Annotated in this window: 25 protein-coding genes and 1 pseudogene; 21 read left to right on the top strand and 5 right to left on the bottom strand. The window is 24.8% G+C overall.

The window, feature by feature from the left end:
* The first annotated feature begins 64 nt into the window (after positions 1–64).
* Together MSROBK_RS05815 and MSROBK_RS05810 are read left to right on the top strand one after the other, a co-directional pair.
* Positions 65–1,162 (top strand): aminopeptidase P family protein, encoded by a 1,098-nt coding sequence (locus MSROBK_RS05815; RefSeq protein ID WP_040093610.1) that lies wholly within the window; start codon positions 65–67, stop codon positions 1,160–1,162.
* Positions 1,162–2,388 carry a hypothetical protein gene (locus MSROBK_RS05810; RefSeq protein ID WP_040093609.1) on the top strand — a complete coding sequence of 409 codons (1,227 nt, stop codon included), beginning with the start codon at positions 1,162–1,164 and terminating at the stop codon, positions 2,386–2,388. Before MSROBK_RS05815 ends, MSROBK_RS05810 begins: the two co-directional genes overlap by 1 nt.
* Positions 2,389–2,452: 64 nt before the next feature.
* On the opposite strand, the gene MSROBK_RS05805 is transcribed toward MSROBK_RS05810, so the two are convergent.
* Positions 2,453–3,763: a phosphatase PAP2 family protein gene (locus MSROBK_RS05805; protein ID WP_040093608.1), complete on the bottom strand. Its 1,311-nt coding sequence runs from the start codon at positions 3,761–3,763 to the stop codon at positions 2,453–2,455.
* A 659-nt stretch (positions 3,764–4,422) separates the two neighbouring features.
* Between MSROBK_RS05805 and MSROBK_RS05800 the strand changes: the two genes are divergently transcribed.
* The 5 genes and pseudogenes from MSROBK_RS05800 to MSROBK_RS05780 all read left to right on the top strand — a co-directional run bounded on the left by MSROBK_RS05800 (position 4,423) and on the right by MSROBK_RS05780 (position 7,590).
* A complete protein-coding gene (locus tag MSROBK_RS05800; RefSeq protein WP_040093606.1) occupies positions 4,423–4,641 on the top strand; it encodes a hypothetical protein in 219 nt (72 codons plus the stop codon).
* The gene (locus MSROBK_RS05795) at positions 4,619–4,876 is read left to right on the top strand and encodes a hypothetical protein (RefSeq protein ID WP_040093605.1); all 258 of its coding nucleotides are present in this window, start codon (positions 4,619–4,621) and stop codon (positions 4,874–4,876) included. The genes MSROBK_RS05800 and MSROBK_RS05795 overlap by 23 nt, the downstream gene beginning before the upstream one ends.
* Positions 4,877–4,970: 94 nt before the next feature.
* Positions 4,971–5,534, top strand: a complete 564-nt coding sequence (locus tag MSROBK_RS05790; protein WP_040093604.1) for a M60 family metallopeptidase — start codon at positions 4,971–4,973, stop codon at positions 5,532–5,534.
* Positions 5,535–5,587: 53 nt separating this feature from the next.
* On the top strand, positions 5,588–6,319 hold the full coding sequence (locus MSROBK_RS05785) for a putative mucin/carbohydrate-binding domain-containing protein (protein ID WP_040093603.1): 732 nt from the start codon (positions 5,588–5,590) through the stop codon (positions 6,317–6,319).
* A 435-nt stretch (positions 6,320–6,754) separates the two neighbouring features.
* Positions 6,755–7,590: pseudogene (locus MSROBK_RS05780) on the top strand (IS5 family transposase).
* Positions 7,591–7,771: 181 nt separating this feature from the next.
* On the opposite strand, the gene MSROBK_RS05775 reads toward MSROBK_RS05780, so the two are convergent.
* Positions 7,772–7,954 carry a lipoprotein gene (locus MSROBK_RS05775; protein WP_040093601.1) on the bottom strand — a complete coding sequence of 61 codons (183 nt, stop codon included), beginning with the start codon at positions 7,952–7,954 and terminating at the stop codon, positions 7,772–7,774.
* Positions 7,955–8,080: 126 nt separating this feature from the next.
* On the opposite strand from MSROBK_RS05775, the gene MSROBK_RS05770 reads away from it, so the two are divergent.
* The 3 genes from MSROBK_RS05770 to MSROBK_RS13555 are packed head-to-tail and all read left to right on the top strand — an operon-like array spanning position 8,081 to position 9,761.
* Entirely contained in the window at positions 8,081–8,899 is an 819-nt protein-coding gene (locus MSROBK_RS05770) for an Mbov_0401 family ICE element transposase-like protein (RefSeq protein ID WP_040093600.1), read from the top strand.
* Positions 8,900–8,925: 26 nt separating this feature from the next.
* Positions 8,926–9,378, top strand: a complete 453-nt coding sequence (locus tag MSROBK_RS13560) for an IS5 family transposase (protein ID WP_040092446.1) — start codon at positions 8,926–8,928, stop codon at positions 9,376–9,378.
* Positions 9,363–9,761 carry a transposase family protein gene (locus MSROBK_RS13555; protein ID WP_416375461.1) on the top strand — a complete coding sequence of 133 codons (399 nt, stop codon included), beginning with the start codon at positions 9,363–9,365 and terminating at the stop codon, positions 9,759–9,761. The genes MSROBK_RS13560 and MSROBK_RS13555 overlap by 16 nt, the downstream gene beginning before the upstream one ends.
* A 570-nt stretch (positions 9,762–10,331) precedes the next feature.
* Here the strand turns inward: MSROBK_RS13555 and MSROBK_RS05760 are convergent.
* A complete protein-coding gene (locus MSROBK_RS05760) occupies positions 10,332–10,748 on the bottom strand; it encodes a hypothetical protein (RefSeq protein WP_133165058.1) in 417 nt (138 codons plus the stop codon).
* A gap of 495 nt (positions 10,749–11,243) precedes the next feature.
* Here MSROBK_RS05760 and MSROBK_RS05755 point away from each other — a divergent pair, with 495 nt between their 5' ends.
* The 6 genes from MSROBK_RS05755 (at position 11,244) to MSROBK_RS05730 (ending at position 15,809) form a co-directional block, all read left to right on the top strand.
* On the top strand, positions 11,244–11,945 hold the full coding sequence (locus MSROBK_RS05755; protein WP_040093598.1) for a spiralin lipoprotein: 702 nt from the start codon (positions 11,244–11,246) through the stop codon (positions 11,943–11,945).
* 270 nt (positions 11,946–12,215) lie between these two features.
* Positions 12,216–13,535 (top strand): DEAD/DEAH box helicase, encoded by a 1,320-nt coding sequence (locus MSROBK_RS05750; RefSeq protein WP_040093597.1) that lies wholly within the window; start codon positions 12,216–12,218, stop codon positions 13,533–13,535.
* A gap of 331 nt (positions 13,536–13,866) precedes the next feature.
* On the top strand, positions 13,867–14,355 hold the full coding sequence (locus MSROBK_RS05745) for a glycosyl hydrolase family 18 protein (RefSeq protein ID WP_040093596.1): 489 nt from the start codon (positions 13,867–13,869) through the stop codon (positions 14,353–14,355).
* 12 nt (positions 14,356–14,367) lie between these two features.
* Positions 14,368–14,850, top strand: a complete 483-nt coding sequence (locus MSROBK_RS05740) for a glycoside hydrolase family 18 protein (RefSeq protein WP_040093595.1) — start codon at positions 14,368–14,370, stop codon at positions 14,848–14,850.
* A gap of 558 nt (positions 14,851–15,408) precedes the next feature.
* The gene (locus MSROBK_RS05735; RefSeq protein ID WP_084218012.1) at positions 15,409–15,558 is read left to right on the top strand and encodes a hypothetical protein; all 150 of its coding nucleotides are present in this window, start codon (positions 15,409–15,411) and stop codon (positions 15,556–15,558) included.
* Complete coding sequence (locus MSROBK_RS05730; RefSeq protein ID WP_040093594.1) at positions 15,558–15,809, top strand: hypothetical protein; 252 nt, start codon at positions 15,558–15,560, stop codon at positions 15,807–15,809. Before MSROBK_RS05735 ends, MSROBK_RS05730 begins: the two co-directional genes overlap by 1 nt.
* Before the next feature lie 289 nt (positions 15,810–16,098).
* Here MSROBK_RS05730 and MSROBK_RS05725 read toward each other — a convergent pair whose 3' ends face one another.
* Positions 16,099–16,989, bottom strand: coding sequence for an IS3 family transposase (locus MSROBK_RS05725; RefSeq protein WP_206780832.1), 891 nt, complete (start codon positions 16,987–16,989; stop codon positions 16,099–16,101).
* A gap of 3 nt (positions 16,990–16,992) precedes the next feature.
* Entirely contained in the window at positions 16,993–17,208 is a 216-nt protein-coding gene (locus MSROBK_RS05720; RefSeq protein ID WP_084218010.1) for an IS3 family transposase, read from the bottom strand.
* Between the two features lie 104 nt (positions 17,209–17,312).
* Between MSROBK_RS05720 and MSROBK_RS05715 the strand changes: the two genes are divergently transcribed.
* The 5 genes from MSROBK_RS05715 to MSROBK_RS13545 all read left to right on the top strand — a co-directional run bounded on the left by MSROBK_RS05715 (position 17,313) and on the right by MSROBK_RS13545 (position 19,794).
* Positions 17,313–17,525 (top strand): hypothetical protein, encoded by a 213-nt coding sequence (locus tag MSROBK_RS05715; protein WP_040093593.1) that lies wholly within the window; start codon positions 17,313–17,315, stop codon positions 17,523–17,525.
* A 54-nt stretch (positions 17,526–17,579) separates the two neighbouring features.
* Positions 17,580–18,467, top strand: coding sequence for a hypothetical protein (locus MSROBK_RS05710; RefSeq protein ID WP_040093592.1), 888 nt, complete (start codon positions 17,580–17,582; stop codon positions 18,465–18,467).
* A 42-nt stretch (positions 18,468–18,509) separates the two neighbouring features.
* Positions 18,510–18,782: a hypothetical protein gene (locus tag MSROBK_RS05705; RefSeq protein WP_040093591.1), complete on the top strand. Its 273-nt coding sequence runs from the start codon at positions 18,510–18,512 to the stop codon at positions 18,780–18,782.
* A gap of 176 nt (positions 18,783–18,958) precedes the next feature.
* A complete protein-coding gene (locus MSROBK_RS13550; RefSeq protein ID WP_040092446.1) occupies positions 18,959–19,411 on the top strand; it encodes an IS5 family transposase in 453 nt (150 codons plus the stop codon).
* Positions 19,396–19,794: a transposase gene (locus MSROBK_RS13545; protein WP_416375041.1), complete on the top strand. Its 399-nt coding sequence runs from the start codon at positions 19,396–19,398 to the stop codon at positions 19,792–19,794. The genes MSROBK_RS13550 and MSROBK_RS13545 overlap by 16 nt, the downstream gene beginning before the upstream one ends.
* Positions 19,795–19,857 lie beyond the last annotated feature (63 nt).

The following is a 19,857-nucleotide window of genomic DNA, read 5'->3' as shown; positions in this document are numbered from 1 at the left end:
AAAAAAACCTTGTATTCTAGGACAATAAGGGTTAAATTTATATATATGAAAAAGGAGAGGGAATATGAAAGAATATGTTAAATTCAAATTAAATAAACAAGCACAACTAGAGCAATACTTAAAAAAACATCAAGTTGATGGGATCTTGTTTCATTCAACAGTTAATCGTTTTTGATTTTCTGAGTTTGAATCATCAGAAGGATATCTGTTATTTACAAAAAATGAATTAATTTTGTATTTAGATGGTAGATATATTACGGTCGGAAAAAAACAAGCCAAAAATGTAACTAATGTTCAGGAAATGACAACAAATAATGCTGGTGGTTTTTTTGGAATGTTACAAAATGATTTAACGAAAAACAAAGTCAAAGTATTAGCTTTTGAAAGCGATTATTTAACATATTTAACTTATCAAAATTTAGCAGTAAGTTTAGCAACGATTGAATTAAAACCAGTTGATTTTTCTGAGTTACGAACAATTAAATCAAACCAGGAAATTAATGTGTTAAAACAAGCCTGTGCAATCGGTGATATTGCTATTAATAATGTAATTAAAAATATTAAACCAGGAATGACGGAACGGCAAGTTGAACAAATTATTATTAATAGTTTTATTGAGGAAGGAGCCGATAAACCAAGTTTTGACACAATCGTTGCTTCGGGCTGACGGGGAGCATTACCACATGGTCGTGCAACAGATAAAGTGATTGAAAATAACGAATTAATTACAATTGATTTTGGTTGTATTTATAATGGTTATTGTTCTGATACTACTCGTACGATTGGGTTAGGAAAACCCTCACCACAAATGCTAGAAATCTTTGATGTTGTTTATCAAGCACAAAAACAAGGGATTGAAGCAATCAAACCAGGTGTTAGCACTGCAACAATTGATAAAATTTGTCGTGACTATATTACAAGTAAAGGCTATGGTCAATACTTTACCCATTCAACTGGGCATGGGGTTGGGATTGAAATTCATGAGTTTCCACGAGTATCACCATTTTGTAATGTTCCTTTAGAACCGGGGATGATCATTACTGTTGAACCCGGGATTTATATTCCTGATGTCGGTGGTGTTCGCATTGAAGATGATATTTTAGTAACAGAAAATGGTTATGAACTTTTAACAGAAGCAAAGCGTGATTTAATTTTAATTTAATGAAACTGACAAAAACACAAATTACTTTTCTTATCTTTTTTATTTTCATGCTTTTGTTTCTATTATTATCAATCATTTTAATTGTCATTGCTGGAAATCAAATCCATCGATTACTTGTTAATAACCAAACCCTTGTTTTATCAGGAACTAATGCCTATGGTAAAGCAACTATTGTTGTTGCAGATTTTCCATCAGCTTTTTGGTTAATCCAATATGGTATTAATTTTATTTTCTCAATGAAAATTATTAACCAAAATAATATGGAAATATTAACAACTAATTTTGTAACTTTATACCAAGTTGGTTATTCTTTCTTAATATTCCTTGTTCCTGTCTGTGGATTTAGTTTTTTAATTACAATTATAGTATGCTTATTAACTTGGCAAAAAGCAACAAAATCACTGCCATCAACACCGCCAATAGTTAAAAACGAAGATAATCAATTATTAAATGATTTAAAAACTAATATGAACCAAGTGCAAGATTATTTAATTAAATTAAATAATGATGTAAAGGCTTTAAAAAAATTTACGGGATTAATTACCCCAAAAGCAAAGGTTTCTTCAAACCAAGTTAGCGAAGAACAAATTGAACGGTTTGGTCATGATTTAAATGTAATTCAAGAAAAATTAGGACAGCAGCAGCAACACGTTGAAATGTTAAAAACAGTTGATCGTGATGAGTTTGAACGAACAAACAGTGGGATTGAACGACCAATTAGTTTGGTTAAACCAACCGAATATATTATGCCAAAACGTGATACAAATTTTGTTAATGATTTTCCAACGCAACAATTTCTATCAACAAAAATGTTAACAGAAACAAAAAGTGAGAAAAAACTCTCTTTAAGTTCAATTTTTGATCGAAAAAAAATTAAAGAAGAGTTAGAAGCAGAACCTGATTTAGAATTAGATGATAATCAAACCGAAAATGAAGAAGCTTTTAAAGCTTTTCCATTAGAATTTAATGACCCAACAGTTATTGAGGATAAAGCCTTTCGTGAAAAAGTTGGTTTTAATTTAAATGATTATGATTATACAACTGACAATGGGAAGAATCTGGTTGAGTTTCAAACGGTGTATCAAGTTGGTGATCGAATGATTGATAATGGTGTTGAATATGAGATTATGTTAGTTGTACCACGAAACGTTAATGATACGATAATGTATGAATTAACCTTAAAGTCAACTGTTGATGAAACAGTTAAATCAGTTATAAAAAAATAAGAAGGTTTTTTTCTTCTTATTTTTTTATTTTTTTGTAGTTTATTTAGAAAATAATAGATAGTTCCTATTCTTTATAAATAGTATTATCTTTATGTCAATATTTATATTTTTTAGATTTGTTAATGTTAGAAGTTCTAACTTTTGCTACAATTCATAAAACACCATCAATATTAATAAATAAAACTGTTCTTTTACCATTATTTCATTCAAACATGTTATATGTTTTATTTTGTTTGTTTCAAATGAATGATAAAATTTTATAAATGACATGATCAACGAGATAAGCTACCCCTTTAAAGCATATTAATAAAACAATTAAACTAAACATTAAATCTGTTAAATAATGTGTTCTTGAAATAATTTGCATAAATCCCATCATCGCAACATCGGCAATAAAGAAGCCAAATATTAATCATTTTCATCAAACAATATTTTGTTTACGTTTTTCATTCATGAAATATAGTAAGAATCCATAAACGGGCATTGATGATGAATTCATATGGCCAGATGGAAATGCCTTGTCACTTCAAAAATGATTTCCTTCGCCACTTTTACCCAATAAGAAATCTCAGTATTCAGCTTTAAATTCTTGAATTTGTCATCAATCTAAATATTGTGCATTAACTATATTAGTTGGTTTGTTTGTTCAATTGCTTGGTAAGTTATCAATAACATATTGATAATCAACATGAACTCAATAGGGTCTTCCAAAAAAAGTTTTTAAAATTGGGTCAAAAGTAACACCAAAAAGACCGAATACGACAAATATTTTTAGGGCATCAATTCAATAATTATTAGTTAACAAATCATATCTTTTTGAAAATTTAACTCTTAAGAATCAAGCAGTCCTACACATTAATATAACTTCAATACTAAGTTGAATCGTCATTACTATAATCGTATTTGTTCCATCAAGACCAAATCAATAGTCTCTTCCTTTACCACTAAAAGCATCAAAGGTTGCTTGTTGATAGATCATTCTACTAATAATTAATGTAAATAAAATTATAAATAGGGCATAAACTATTATGATAATAATATTTAAAAATTTAAATTTTGCTTTATATTTTATATTTAAACTTTCTAACAAGATTCCAGCTCCTGCAAACATAAATGGGGCTGTCATTGTATAAGCTAGTTTATCTCAAAATAAACTCAACCAACTGACAGGGCCATTATCATTTAAATCACCAATCGCTTTTGCAATTGGTCTATCGCAAATACTTCCTACGATAAAAAGGGTAATAACAACAGTTAATGCAATAATTTTTAATATTTTAAAAATAATTTTGTGTTTACTATTTTTATTAATAAATGCAGAACCGTTAGCATAAAACTCTTTCTTTGGTTTTCTCTTAAAATTTAATATATTCATAAAAGTATTATATCATAGTAAAAAAAGACCAATTTATGTTTCTTAATATTTTCGCTACTTTTTATAATAAATAAATCAAAAAAATGTGGAATATTAATGATATTTAATAGAGGCATATCTCCACCACGATGTGTTTGACAAAATGACATAGTATAAGGTTTTTAAACTTTTTTTAATTAGCTGATTAATTCAAGAGTTATTTGAAATAACTTTATAGTATTAACGAGGGTATTATGGGCAAGATTAACAATATATCAGCTGTTTGTAGTGGGTGCAAAGCAGGATTAGAGATATATCTTACAAAACTATTAGAAACATATGATATCAATAGTGAAGAAATTACCTTTTTTTCGTATCAACATCGACAACATAGGAAAATTCTTGAATTAAAACCAATTGATGTTTTTCGTTGTAATAATCAATTATTTGGTTTTAGTCTTGCTGGAAGATCAAATCCTAAATTTATTAATAATAAGAGAATTAGCTGAAAGGTATTTCAACTTCATCAAAAAACAATAACAAGAAATTAAAAACCACAAAATTTAACACCCGCAAAGATTAAAGAACAACCTGCTGGTGGCTATCATCGTCAAATTAATAAAAAATGAATTATTATTATTATTTTATTGTTAGTCATAGTTTTAGGAGCAATTATTAGTATGACAAGTTATTTAATTATTAATAGTTTTAAAAAGTTTTCACCAGATGTAATTCTGAATGCGGATGGACCAGCAAAACAAAATGCGCTGTTAGAAAATCGCCAATTTGCGCATTCTGAGCTTCTGTCCACAGGTTATTTTGCAAATGATTATGAACTTTTTACCATTACGTTAAAAAACGGATTTGATAATAAAAATGTTTATTTACAAGTTGGATAATACAACCGAAATTATTCCTAAAATTCAAGGGATGATTTATTTAACTAATTATAGTACAAATAAAGATGTTGAAGTTGAAAGCATTACTGGACCAGCAATTTATCAAGTTCCAACTTTTAAAATAGGGAAAACTGATCAAAAAACTTTTTTAAATAATGTTGCAACAACTAAAAGTCCTTTTGTTGAATTTATTAGTAACCATTTCTTTAACAATGCAAACATATCAAATTGTTAAAATATTTTTATGGGAAAACCAAAATAATGTTAATATTGAAAAAATTTTAGAAAATTAAGACAATATTTGAAAATATACAAGTGAAGCATATGGTTTGAATCCAAATTATTCAGGAATTGCAAAGAAGCATCAACAATATATTCATATTGTTAATCCAGATACGGGGGCAGGTTATGCTTCAGCAACCAATTATCATATTACCTTTCAAAATGATACAAGTGCCGGCGCTGATTTATTTACTAGTACAAGTAATAATCAATGAGGGTTATGACATGAAATTGGGCATACTTATCAAACTCCACAATACCAATGAAATGGTCTTACTGAAGTAACAGTTAATATTAGTGCGCTTTATGTTCAACAAAAATTATTCAATGCGAATCGGTTAGACACTCCTAGTCAAATTACTAAAATTAAAGATCATTTTGCGCAATCAGATCAGCAACGAAATTTTGATGATATTAGTGATTTATTTACTAAATTAGCGATGTTTTGACAATTACAAATGGCTTTTGGTAATAATTTTTATCCAACTTTATCACAATATTATCGTCTTTTACCATTTTCTGATAATCCTGGAACAAATGTTGAAAAACAACAATTATTTATTGAAATGACTTCGCAAGTAAGTAACTGCAATTTAGCGCCTTTTTTATAAAGTGAGGTTTAATACCAACCGAAGCAACTAATCAAAAAAATAAAACTTATCCAATGTTAACTAAAAACATTTGAGAAAATATTATTGATGGTACTCATCAATCAATCGTTGAAGACAATCTTGCAAAATATGAAATTACAACAACTGATGTTTCTTTAAAAAATAATGTTGAAATTAGTTTTGGAACAGATATTAATATGACAAATTATGGAAAATATTTTAATTATGATCATAATTTATCTATCTGAGAGGTAGGAATGCAAAATTATCAAATATATCAAAAGACTAGTGATAAGTATAAAGTGAATGTTTTTATTGGTTTTAAAACAACGGGAAAATTACCAAATAAATATGTTTTTGCAATATCAAGTAATTATAATAATACTATTAAGTTTTTAGGTCTTGCAAATAGTTATCATGGGATTTTAGGGTTGGATAAAAATAATAAAAAAATTAGATTGTATGGTGATGCTGAAATTATTCATAGTTATTTTGGTGATAAAGATCCGTCATATTATCGAATTATTATTAGTAATCAGAATGGAATCATACTTTATGATCTTAAAATCTTTGGTACAGATAATTTTCTTAATGTTATTCGAACTAATAATTTATGAAACGAAATTAGTTATGATGAAAACTATTTGATTACATTAGAATTACAAGAAGCAAGTCGTGTTTTAAAATTTAATTCCCTTTTAAATGACTGAACAGCAGTTTCGACAACTAATAAAGTTACAAAAAAATATCAAATTATTAATAATAAGTTAATAGAAGTTAATTAAAGTATTGTTATTTTTTTCTTAAAAGAAATTGAATTTTTTAAATAAAAAAGTAAATTTATTGTTAAATCTCTTGCTTTTTTTATAATATGTAAATTGTAATATGAAGTGCAACAAATCAACTCAGAAAGCTCTGGCACACTAGCTTTGTTATTTGATTTATTAATTTTATATTTGCTATTAACATTGTTAATAGTATTTTTCAGTGTGCCTTACTTATTTTTTATATATTTAACAATGTTATTAACAGTGTTTATTACAGTAAATGAGTATTTATAAAAAAAATAAATGTTGGTAATGATGAAATATTTTCTCAAGAAGAGCGTAAAAATATTTTAGAGAAAGTAAAAAATTTTTATAAAAATATAATAGACTTCTTGCGATACCCTTTTTTATTAAAATATTATTATAAAATATAATTTATGAGGACATAAAAATATGAACAATAATAAATTTAATACTCTTAATGATAGAGAACGGTTAAGGTTAACAGGAATAAAAAAATCCACTTTTAATAAAATGTTAGATATTTTAAAAGTTGCTGAAATAGAAAAATTTAAAAAAGGTGGTAAAACTAATAAATTATCATTAGAAAATAGATTATTGATGACTTTATTATATTGACGAGAATATCAGACTTATTTTCATCTTGGTAAAAGTTTTGATATTAGTGAGGCTAATTTTTATCGTAATATTAAGTGAATTGAAGATATTTTAATTAAAAACTCTGATTTTCAACAACTTGCTGGTAAAAAAGCAATAATAAATGATTATTTTAATGATAAAACTATTATTATTGATGCTACCGAAACTCCAATCCAACGCCCAAAAAAAGACAAAAACAATCTTATTCTGGTAAAAAGAAAAAACACACGATCAAAACACAAGTAATTATTGAACAAGAAACCAAAAAAATTATTGCAACAAGTTTTTCGCTCGGAAAAAAACATTATTATGTTTTATTTAAAGAATCAAAAATCCCAATTTTAAAAAATACCAAATTAATAGTTGATAGTGGTTATCAAGGAATACAAAAAAATCACAATAATGTTCTAATACCTACAAAGAAAACAAAGAAAAACCCTTTAAACAAAGAACAAAAGCAATATAATAGACTAGTTTCAAAAATGAGAATTATTATTGAAAATATTTTTGCTATTCTTAAAAAATTTAAAATTATTACAGAAAAATATCGTAATCGAAGAAAAAGATTTGGTTTAAGATTTAATTTAATTGCCTCAATTTATAATTTACAATTATTATATTTAACATAAAATATTTATTTAAAATTAAATAATTTAAATAATAAATTAATTTTTCGTTGTGGAAAAATATTAAATTTTTAAATAAAAAACATAATTAATTAAAATTATATTTTTCTATTAGTATCTTTTTTACAAATATTTGCAATTTTTTAACAAGTAATGCAAGAAGTCTATTCTTTATTATCTTCTTCTACTTCTGTACCGCTAGGAATAAACTTTCATTTACTTCCAACTGGCGGTTGTTGTGGTTTATTAGGTTCTGGTTTATTACCCCCCCGTTTTCATTGTTATTTGGTTTTTCACAACTAATTAATGTTGTTGTACTTGCTGTAGTTAATCCGATTGTTCCTAAAATACTTAGTCATTTTTTCATATTTTTATTCCTTTCTGTGAAATGCTATAATTTTTTTAATTATACTATACATTTTTTAAAGTAGGTGTAAATTTATGAAATATATTAATTAATAATTTTAATTTAACAACGAAAGGAAATAATAAAATGTTTAATTTTAATAAATTTAGCGTAAATATTTATGAAAATGCTTTAAATCAGTTAATAGAAAAAATAGAAAGAATTGATAATATAATTTTTAAAAAACGAGATAAAACAAAATATTTTGTAAAAGAAATAAAAACTAGAAAAATTAAAACAGAATTTGGAATATTGATTTATAAGCGAAGAATTTACAAATATTTTTATAAGGGTAAGTGAAAATATGTTCCTCTTGTTGATAAACAATTTGGAGTTAAAAAATGGCAAAGAATAATTAATAATTTAAAACTAAAAATAACTGTTGAAATAGTAAAAAATAAAAGATATAGTGATATATTAGATATTTTTAATTGCAAATTACATTGTTCGTCTGTTTCGCGTATTTTACGAAAAGCATTAATAAAAATAAAAGATAAAAAAATAGATTTGAAAAATTGTAAAAATTTATATATTAATTTAGATGATGCATATGTAACTTTAAAAAATAAAAATAATAAATCTTATTTGCAAACTGTTAGAATAATTTCATTTAATACTGGAAAAGAAAATAATAAATCTTTAAATAAAAAATATTGTTATTTTTTTCTTAATAAGAAAACTCGGGGTGCAGAATTTAATGCGTTCTTTATTAAAAAACAAATTCAGAAATTTTTTAAAAATTATGAAAATATTAAATTAATTATTGGTGGAGATAGTGCTAAATGAATTAAAAAAACTGCTAAAATTTTAGATGGTATGTTTATATTTGATAGATTTCATGCAATAAGAGAATTAAAGAATAATAGACTTCTTGCGATACCCTTTTTTATTAAAATATTATTATAAAATATAATTTATGAGGACATAAAAATATGAACAATAATAAATTTAATACTCTTAATGATAGAGAATGGTTAAGATTAACAGGAATAAAAAAATCCACTTTTAATAAAATGTTAGATATTTTAAAAGTTGCTGAAATAGAAAAATTTAAAAAAGGTGGTAAAACTAATAAATTATCATTAGAAAATAGATTATTGATGACTTTATTATATTGACGAGAATATCAGACTTATTTTCATCTTGGTAAAAGTTTTGATATTAGTGAGGCTAATTGTTATCGTAATATTAAGTGAATTGAAGATATTTTAATTAAAAACTCTGATTTTCAACAACTTGCTGGTAAAAAAGCACTAATAAATGATTATTTTAATGATAAAACTATTATTATTGATGCTACCGAAACTCCAATCCAACGCCCAAAAAAAGACAAAAACAATCTTATTCTGGTAAAAAGAAAAAACACACGATCAAAACACAAGTAATTATCGAACAAGAAACCAAAAAAATTATTGCAACAAGTTTTTCGCTCGGAAAAAAACATTATTATGTTTTATTTAAAGAATCAAAAATCCCAATTTTAAAAAATACCAAATTAATAGTTGATAGTGGTTATCAAGGAATACAAAAAAATCACAATAATGTTCTAATACCTACAAAGAAAACAAAGAAAAACCCTTTAAACAAAGAACAAAAGCAATATAATAGACTAGTTTCAAAAATGAGAATTATTATTGAAAATATTTTTGCTATTCTTAAAAAATTTAAAATTATTACAGAAAAATATCGTAATCGAAGAAAAAGATTTGGTTTAAGATTTAATTTAATTGCCTCAATTTATAATTTACAATTATTATATTTAACATAAAATATTTATTTAAAATTAAATAATTTAAATAATAAATTAATTTTTCGTTGTGGAAAAATATTAAATTTTTAAATAAAAAACATAATTAATTAAAATTATATTTTTCTATTAGTATCTTTTTTACAAATATTTGCAATTTTTTAACAAGTAATGCAAGAAGTCTAATATATATTGTGGTAATCGTAGTAAAGAATCCTTTAAAAATTATTTACACGCAAAAGAGTTATTTTTACAAGGAAAATACGACGAATTTATAACTTTTTTAAAATCATTACAGAATGAAAGAATTAAATTAAGGTATTTTATTAATTTAAAAAATGGTATTTTAAATCAAAATAAAGAGTGAAATATTGGCGTATCTGCTGAAAGCGATGTTTCAAGAGTTGTAAAATCTTGTTTAGGATATGGGAATAAAACATTTTCGTTTTCAACATTTAAAAAAATTTTAGATTTAAAAATTATGAAATTTAATTTTAGTTAATTTAAAATAATATAATCTTAGTTTTTAAAATATTTTTTAGTGTGTAAAAATATGAAATTATTATTTGTATTTTTATTTTTTTTGTGTTATTATTTTTTTATAAAAGAAAAAAGTTTCTTGTTTTTAAATAAATTAAATAATACCCGTTTATTTGCAACACTCCCAAAATTCTTAATATCTTCTTTTGTTTTTAACAATTTGTCATTTTTTGGATTAAATCAAATTTTATCTAAAATCTTATCTTCGGTTTCTTTTGTTAATTTATTTGTTTTGAATAAAAATGCTATATTTATCATTCTAATAAAACTTTGTACTATTAAGTATCCATTATTTATTAAATTATTTTTTAAAGTAATATAATAAAATTTTTTATCTTTTTTTAAAATTCAATCAACTAAAGTATCAAAAATTATAAGTATATTATTTCTAATATTAGAATACTCAGAACCAATAATTGTTAAAATTCAATTAAAATTATAACTTTGTTTTGATAACTTATTTTTCAAAAAAATAGATAGTTCTTCTTTTGTTTTTATTTTAGAATTTTTAGAAATTATGTTAATAAATAATGTTATAAAACAATCTTCTTTATAATTTTCAAAATTTTTTGTTGGTTGGTTTAATTTACAATGCAAGTAATAATAATCTTTGAAAAAATCTATTTCAGATTGAGTAATAAAATTAAAATTTCCCATTTCATCCTTAAAACTTATTTTTACTATAATATTCTATGTTTCTTTTAATAAAATTAATTTCAGTTCCTTCTTTATTTACATTATTTGGTACAATTATTTCTTTTTTCATAAAATAGTTCCTTTTTTAACATAGAGATATAATATCATAATTTACTAAATTATGTTAATTTTACAAAAAATATTTTTTATTTTATGTTATTATTTAATTAATAGATTTGTTGCACTTGCATTTACAATTTACAATAAAAAATATTAAATATAAAATAATATTTAATATTTTTAAAAAACAAGGAAAGGAAACAAACAATGAAACGATTATTAGTAATCTTAGGAGCTTTCGTGTTAACGGCGACTGGTGCAACATCAGTAGTTGCATGTAATAACAAAAATGTTGCAGATAATGATTTATTAAAAGTTAAAACAATTACTGCCCCATCAGTAGTAACTGCGGTTAAACCAGAAAGTGTAACAAAAGATGAAGTTAAAACAGCTTTAGCAGCAAATGTATTATTAGCAGTACAAGGAATTGCTAAATCAGCAAAAGCAGATGATTTTACATATTATGTTTTTAAAGATAACAAAGGGACTGCATATAGTAATGTTAATTTAAAAACAGGAACAGCAGATGTTTATGTTAAAATTACTGCCGCAAAAGGTAAAAAAGTTGTTGTTAATTCATCAGGATATATTAAAATAACTTTGCCAAAAGAAGGAACAGTAGATAAAAAGGATATTACAGGGACAACAGTGGTTGATCCACAATTAACAGCTAATACAAGTCAGAAATATTCTGATTTGTTAAAAGAACAAGGTTTAATTACGGCAGTTATTGCTGGGATTCAAGCAAAAACTACTCTTAGTACAGAAGCAACAACAGATTTTACTTTAACAAGTGATAAAACTGCTGATGCTAATCAAGCAGCTGGTGCTGTTAAAATTACTGTTACTGCAACAGGAGGATCAACCAAAATTTCAGGAACATTTGATTTTACAATTACTCTAAAATAATAATTAAATCAAACAGAAACACTATTAGAAAATAGTGTTTTTTATTTGCAAAATAAGAGATCCATTAAATTTTTGTTAGACTTTAAAAAGCAATTTAATCTAACATCTAATCCAAAATGCTTGGTTTTTTCGTTATTTTAGGATATACTTATTACGTTGTTAAACTTTAATTTATTCTGTTATCCAAAATAATGCCAATATGTGAATTCAACAGGCGTAATGTTAAAAAACAACTAAACTATTTTATACTAACTATTTAAAGGAGACTAAATGAATTTTAATACACTAAATTTATCCCCAGCTTTAGAACGAATGATTACTAAGATGGGATATACCAATTTAACGGAAATCCAAGAGAAAGCTATTCCAGTTGTATTAAATAATCAAGATATTATTGGGAAGAGTCATACCGGAACTGGTAAAACAGCAGCTTTTCTTTTACCAATTTTGCAAAGACTAGACCCACAATTAAAACGGCCACAAGCTATTATTTTATGTCCAACAAGAGAATTGGCAATGCAAGTAATTGATCAGGTTCGAAAATTTGCAACTTATTTAGAAGGGGTTAATGCAACATTATTATGTGGTGGTTCTCATTTACAACGTCAAATTTATTCATTACGAAAAAGTAACATTGTTGTTGGAACACCAGGACGAATTGCTGATCATATTAACCGTAATACATTACGATTGAACACAATTAAAACAATTGTTTTAGATGAAGCAGATGAAATGCTAAAAATGGGTTTTAAAACCGAACTTGATAAGGTATTTGAGAATGCTCCTAAAAAATATCAAACATTATTATTTTCAGCAACAATGCCAAAACAAGTGCTAGAAATTGCTAATAAATATCAAAATAATCCTGTTGAAATTGTTGTAACAAAAAATGCTACCGAACAAAATAATATTACCCAGTATTATGTTGATGCAATTTCTTATCGTAAAGAAGATGTGATAATTGCTTTATATAAGAATTTACAACCAAAACGAAGCATTATTTTTTCTAATACAAAAGCTTTTACTGATAAAATTGCTAAAATGCTTGCAACAATTGGAATTACTAGTTGCGTTATTAACGGTGATAAGCGCCAACGTGAACGATTGCAAGCAATGCGATCATTTCGAGAAGGAAAAGCAACGGTATTAGTTGCAACTGATGTTGCTGCCCGGGGAATTGATATTGATCAAATTGATTATGTTTTTAATTATGATATTCCAACAGAACGAGAAAGTTATATTCACCGCATTGGTCGCACAGCCCGCGCAGGTGCGACAGGTGTGGCAGTAACGATTGTTTCTAATCGCAATGATTTAAATGAAATTAAACATTTAGCACAATATCAAAAGAAAAAAATTGAACTATTTGATATTACTGGCTATGATTTAAAAGAAAAAACAAAAGAATCAAAAAATTTTGGTGGGAATTACAAACAGGCAGATTCTAAACAAAAAAATAATAATAGTAAATATCATAATTCTTATAAAACTGATCGTGGTAACTTTAATAAGAGTAATGCCCCACAATTTGGAAAAAATAACAAAAGAAAAAATAAGAAATTTTCAAAAAACAAATCAAAATTTAACTAAATTTTAATGAAAACAAAGAGGATCCTCCTCTTTTTTATATATAGTGGATTGATTTTTAATTTGTAAAAAATAATAAATTATTATTTTAAGCAGCACAACAACTATTACATTATATGGTTGTAAAAATACTGGTGATTATCAAAATGAAATAATTTTTCTTAATAAAATTATCAAAAACCAAGATTTAGGAATTTTGGCAAATAGCAATTCCACAACAATTTTTGCTAGTTTAAAAAAAGCAAATCCGAATCTTATTTTAGAATAGATTGAAATCAAATTAGGGTCGGTGACTAATAAATCGTTTATTATTCAAGCTATTAAGAACTCAACAATGTATCAAGGGGAAGTTAAAGTTAATTTTCGGATTAATAACGAAGGTACTGAACAAAATGATAATTTACTAATTGGTTATTGATACGAATGAGGTGGCACAAATCAACAAAAGCCAGAATTATGAGAAATTGATGCAAGGTATAATGTAATTATTGTATCCTTTCTTTATACTGATCAACCATATCAAATGCCAACTTTTGTTGCTCAAAATCCAGTTAATTTAAAGAAGGGGATTAAAGTACAACATGAAAAAGGCCATAAAGTTTTGATTTCAATGGGTGGTCAAACTGAGAATAGTATGCGTTTTCGTCAAAACCAAAAAGATGATTTAAAAAAAGCATTTAAAAGTGTTGTTAATGAATATGAATTTGATGGGGTTGATATTGATTGAGAAGGAGAATGTTTACAAGATAACGAATCAAAACAAACAACAGCTATTGCTTTAAAAGAAATTAAACAAGAATGACAAGCAACAAAAAAGAAATAATTTTATATTACAATGGCCCCAGAATTTCCTAATCTATGTAAAACATCAGCAATGTCTTATGAGATATTTCTGACCGTCTTAGCAGGATTCTATAATTGAATTCATCCGCAATTTTATAATGGTTGAGCTGATGGCGTTTTTGTTGATTCACAAGATGCGAAAGAATTGTGTCTAACTCCGGGGATGGTTATTAGTAATGATAATAATGAACTTCGTGGTGAATTTTATTATCTATTAATAAAATATATTACAACAGGTCAAAGCCAGTATAATAATTTTTTACAAATTGATGCTGATAAATTAGTAATTGGTGCATCAACAAGTGAACCAGCTGGTCGTGGCGCCGCGACAAAAGCAGCAATTAATCAAGCTTTTGTTTTATTAACAAAAAATAATATTATGATTCGTGGTCTGATGACTTGAGCAATTAACTTTGATTATCCATTAAATTGAACTTTTGCTAATTGATGAAGTTTAACATGAGGGAAAAACTAGTTTTATTTTTAAGTTAAGGGCTTTTTTTGCTAAAACTAATTAAGATCTTGGAAGGATATGTTAATTAGTTTTTATTTTTTTCTAAACAATTGATGATTTAGAAACGAGCAAATAATATGATAATTTATTTAAATATTTTGCAACTATTTTGATAAAAATAAAAATAATAGAATAAAACAAGTATTAATTTAAAATAGTGCTACAATAGGGTTGAGGTTTAGCAACTTTGTAGAAACCACACACATTTTGTACTTTTGTGGTATTTACATTTTTATAAAATAAATTTTATTAATATTTTAAATAAGGAGTTGAAATTATGGAAACAAAGCAGTATTTAATTTTGCGGTCGTTAGTGAAAAAGTATGGTAAAGATATTGTTATTAATACTGTTAATAAGATTGCAAATGATATTGAAATTAAAAAGTAAAGAATAAATTATTCCGCGTAATTTATTAGCGGATAATTTATTCAATAATGTTTTTTAAGTGGAGCAAAGCGACAACGAGCGGAGCGAGTTTGCAAATTTCAATTTTTTAATTTATTGAAAGGAGATATATTATGCCAGGTTGATTAACGATAATTTTTAGTGTTGTTATTATATTAGGTATTTTTGCGTGAATTGGTTTATCAATTTATCAAAAAATTAGACAAATTAAAGGTAAGAAAAAAGATAAGAAAGAAATTGAAAATAAGGAGGATAAAAAATAATGCTAGGTATGTATTTAACAACAGCGGTTAATTTTTTAGCAGTTGGTGATAAACCTACTATTTCAGATGGAATGGGTTCTATTTGAAGTGGTTTAGGACAAGCCATGATGAAATTTAAAGAAGCAATTTATGCTGTATTACCACAATTAATGACTTTTTTAGGTGATGCATGAATTATTTTAATTCCATTTGGTATTTTTGTAATTATTAAGATTTTAAACTTTTTCCGTGTTATGGTTAAAGGATTTTAATATTTATTATAATTGATCATATATCTTAGCTGTGGCACACTAGTTTTTATATGTGATTTTATTAAATAATTTTATTGTTTATTTTTACACTATACACTGTTTACAAATTTATTTTTTAATAAATTTTATTATTATTGTTAATGTTGGAATTATAAAAATTACTATTATACATATAATTTTAACTATATTTTCTATGGTGGATAAATTTATATTGTTTATTATTCATAATATTGAGTCTATTATGAAAAATATTTTTTTAGTGGAATGGCAAGGGTTTTTTGGACAAATTTTATGTAGAGTAAAGATTTTTATATTCAATTGGTGTTAAATAATTTAATTTGCTGTGAATTCGTACATTATTGTATCAATTAACATAGTCAAATAATTCTAATTTAAATTGTTCAATATTTTTAAATTTTCTGTTTTTAATTAATTCTGTTTTTAAAATTTTATAGGTTGATTCAGAAACAGCATTATCATAAGGACAGCCTGGTTTACTATAAGATTTTGCAACATTGTTTTTAGCTAAAAGATTGTAAATGATATTGTTATTAAATTCGCTGCCTTGATCAGTATGAAATATTTTAATATTATCTAAAGAAAAACTAAGCTTTTTAAAAGTATTTTCAACTAATTTGGCATCTTTATGAGAACTAACATCATAACCAATAACTTCACGATTAAATAAATCAATTAGAAAGCACACATAATATCATTTGCTATTGATAGCAACTTGTGTTAAATCACTGACAACAACTTCATGTAGTTTATAATTATTAAATTCTTGATTTAACAAATTATGATATTTGTATATAGCGTTTTTGTTACTTTGATGTTTATATTTAAGTTTTGTATAATTGGAAATTAAGTTATATCTTTGCATTATTTTACTAATTTTTATTCGTGATAATAAAATATTTTGTTGTGCTAACATAACTTTAATTTTTCTTGTGCCATAATTTTTACGACTTTTTAAGAAAATACTGATAACAGCATTATCAATAGTATGGTTTGATTTAGGATTATTTGATTTCAATTGATAATAAAACGTTGATCTAGGAACTTTTAGTGTTTTGCATAAATTAGTAATTGCATATTTTTCTTTGTTGTTTTTAATAATTACTATTTTTTGCCTATTATCAGTGTGGCTTGCTTTAAAATATCATTTTCCATTCGTAATTGTTTAATTTCTTTTCTTTAGATGAATTAGTTCATTTTCTTCTGGGCTTCGATTATCTTTTGCTTTAAATGAACCAGAATTATTGAATTCATAAATTCATTTTCAAACTGTTGATTTACCGACCTGATAGTCACTGGACAATTGTTTTGCTGTTTTACCTGTTTTATAAAGACTAACAATTTGTTGTTTAAATTCATCGGTATAATGATTCTTTGCCATAATTACACCTCCATTTATTAATTTAATTATAATCCTTACTCCACATTATTGTTGTCCAATTTATCTTAACCCATCCAGCAACAATTTTAGATGAAAACGAATACATGTATCGATTATTCAATATGATAATTCAAATTTCACGTGGGAAAAATATTGCAACTACAAGAGAAGTAGTTCCACAATTATGTTATTCAGATGATGATGTAACAATGGAATTACGAAAAGAACAGATTATTATTTTTGGCTTTAACAATCATAATGCTGATCATATTATTTATGAAACATTCGTCCAATCTATTTTTCCATTAACAGAGTAAGTCCAAAAAGAACTAGATGATAATGATATATCATATTTTAATGATCAAACTTTTATGAATGATATTGGTGTGACAGTTGTCAGAGGTACTACAAAAGTAAATAACAAAAATCTTAATCAAAGAGTATTTGATTTAGGAAATTGATTAAATGAAAATAAACCAGAAGTATATGATTCACTATTTCGTGGGGGAGAGCGTCAATTTAATCCGGAACGTTATAGTTACAAAAAAGACTTAATTACTGGTGCCAAATTTTTTAATCCAAAAGAATTTTATTGAAAAGACATGAACAAATATTGATTTACTAAAATTAAAATTGGTGCAGATTATGCTGATAGTATAAAAGGGCAAGATGATGCCACTCAAATTTTAATAGGATTTGAATTTGATAAGGAAGAATTTATTGAAGGAATTTATATTCTTGAAGAACAATCAATATCAAGTACAGAATTTAAGGATATGACTGAAAAAGTTGATAGTATGGTTAATAAAATTAATAGTTGATCACAAATTTATCATAACTTAAAGGAAGACTTTAGTTATCGTATTGGGCATGATGCTCGTACAGTTGGCCATTTTGTTAGAAAAACACTACTTGAAAATAATGATTGAAAAAATATGTATTTAGATATTACAAGATTTTCTACTATTTTAGTTACTGGAACAAAAGGATGAAGTGTACAAGACCGACATTATAAATGAAAAAGATTATTAGCCGAAGGAAAAATTTATTTTAGTGATAATTTAGATGTTTTTAAAACATTTAATGACAAAGAAGTATTAGTAAAAAAGAATGGTTATTTATATCAAGAATTATTTAACTGTATTAATAATGAGAAAACTAATATTCGCGATGAAAAACCTGGTGTAAATAAATTGGATATGATAAATGCAGCTGAATGTTGTTTTAGCTATTTTAGGTTTAAATTATTTAAAAATTAAAAAAATAAGTTATAATTAATATGTAATAGGAGTTGATGTGAAATGAGTAAAAGTGAAAATAAGAATTATATTGACGAAAATTTTAAATGATTTAATGATAATAAAAATGAATTAATTAAAAAATATAATTTAAAAAATGAGGATATTGTTATAATTTCGGATAAAAAATTTGTAGCAAAATTTTCTAATTATGATGAAGCTAATATTTATTCATTAGAAAATTTAAGTGATAAAAAATTCATCGTTCAAAAAATTAGTGATTTAGATCCAAAAATGAATAATTTTGGATCTGTGGGATTAAGTTTTTATGCCTAAAATTTGAACGCCACTTAAAAATAGAAGATTCGAAGTTGATTTAGTTGTTACTTCCGTTTCCAACAAAGAAATTAATTTAAAGTATGGTTTTTCTTGTAAAGCTTTAATAGACTTCTTGCGATACCCTTTTTTATTAAAATATTATTATAAAATATAATTTATGAGGACATAAAAATATGAACAATAATAAATTTAATACTCTTAATGATAGAGAATGGTTAAGATTAACAGGAATAAAAAAATCCACTTTTAATAAAATGTTAGATATTTTAAAAGTTGCTGAAATAGAAAAATTTAAAAAAGGTGGTAAAACTAATAAATTATCATTAGAAAATAGATTATTGATGACTTTATTATATTGACGAGAATATCAGACTTATTTTCATCTTGGTAAAAGTTTTGATATTAGTGAGGCTAATTGTTATCGTAATATTAAGTGAATTGAAGATATTTTAATTAAAAACTCTGATTTTCAACAACTTGCTGGTAAAAAAGCACTAATAAATGATTATTTTAATGATAAAACTATTATTATTGATGCTACCGAAACTCCAATCCAACGCCCAAAAAAAGACAAAAACAATCTTATTCTGGTAAAAAGAAAAAACACACGATCAAAACACAAGTAATTACCGAACAAGAAACCAAAAAAATTATTGCAACAAGTTTTTCGCTCGGAAAAAAACATGATTATGCTTTATTTAAAGAATCAAAAATCCCAATTTTAAAAAATACCAAATTAATAGTTGATAGTGGTTATCAAGGAATACAAAAAAATCACAATAATGTTCTAATACCTACAAAGAAAACAAAGAAAAACCCTTTAAACAAAGAACAAAAGCAATATAATAGACTAGTTTCAAAAATGAGAATTATTATTGAAAATATTTTTGCTATTCTTAAAAAATTTAAAATTATTACAGAAAAATATCGTAATCGAAGAAAAAGATTTGGTTTAAGATTTAATTTAATTGCCTCAATTTATAATTTACAATTATTATATTTAACATAAAATATTTATTTAAAATTAAATAATTTAAATAATAAATTAATTTTTCGTTGTGGAAAAATATTA

The sequence above is a fragment of the Spiroplasma poulsonii genome (assembly GCF_009866525.1).
Taxonomy (GTDB): domain Bacteria; phylum Bacillota_I; class Bacilli_A; order Mycoplasmatales; family Mycoplasmataceae; genus Spiroplasma; species Spiroplasma poulsonii.
Note: the sequence above shows the minus strand (reverse complement) of the source record. Positions and strands in the feature narration are given on the sequence as shown.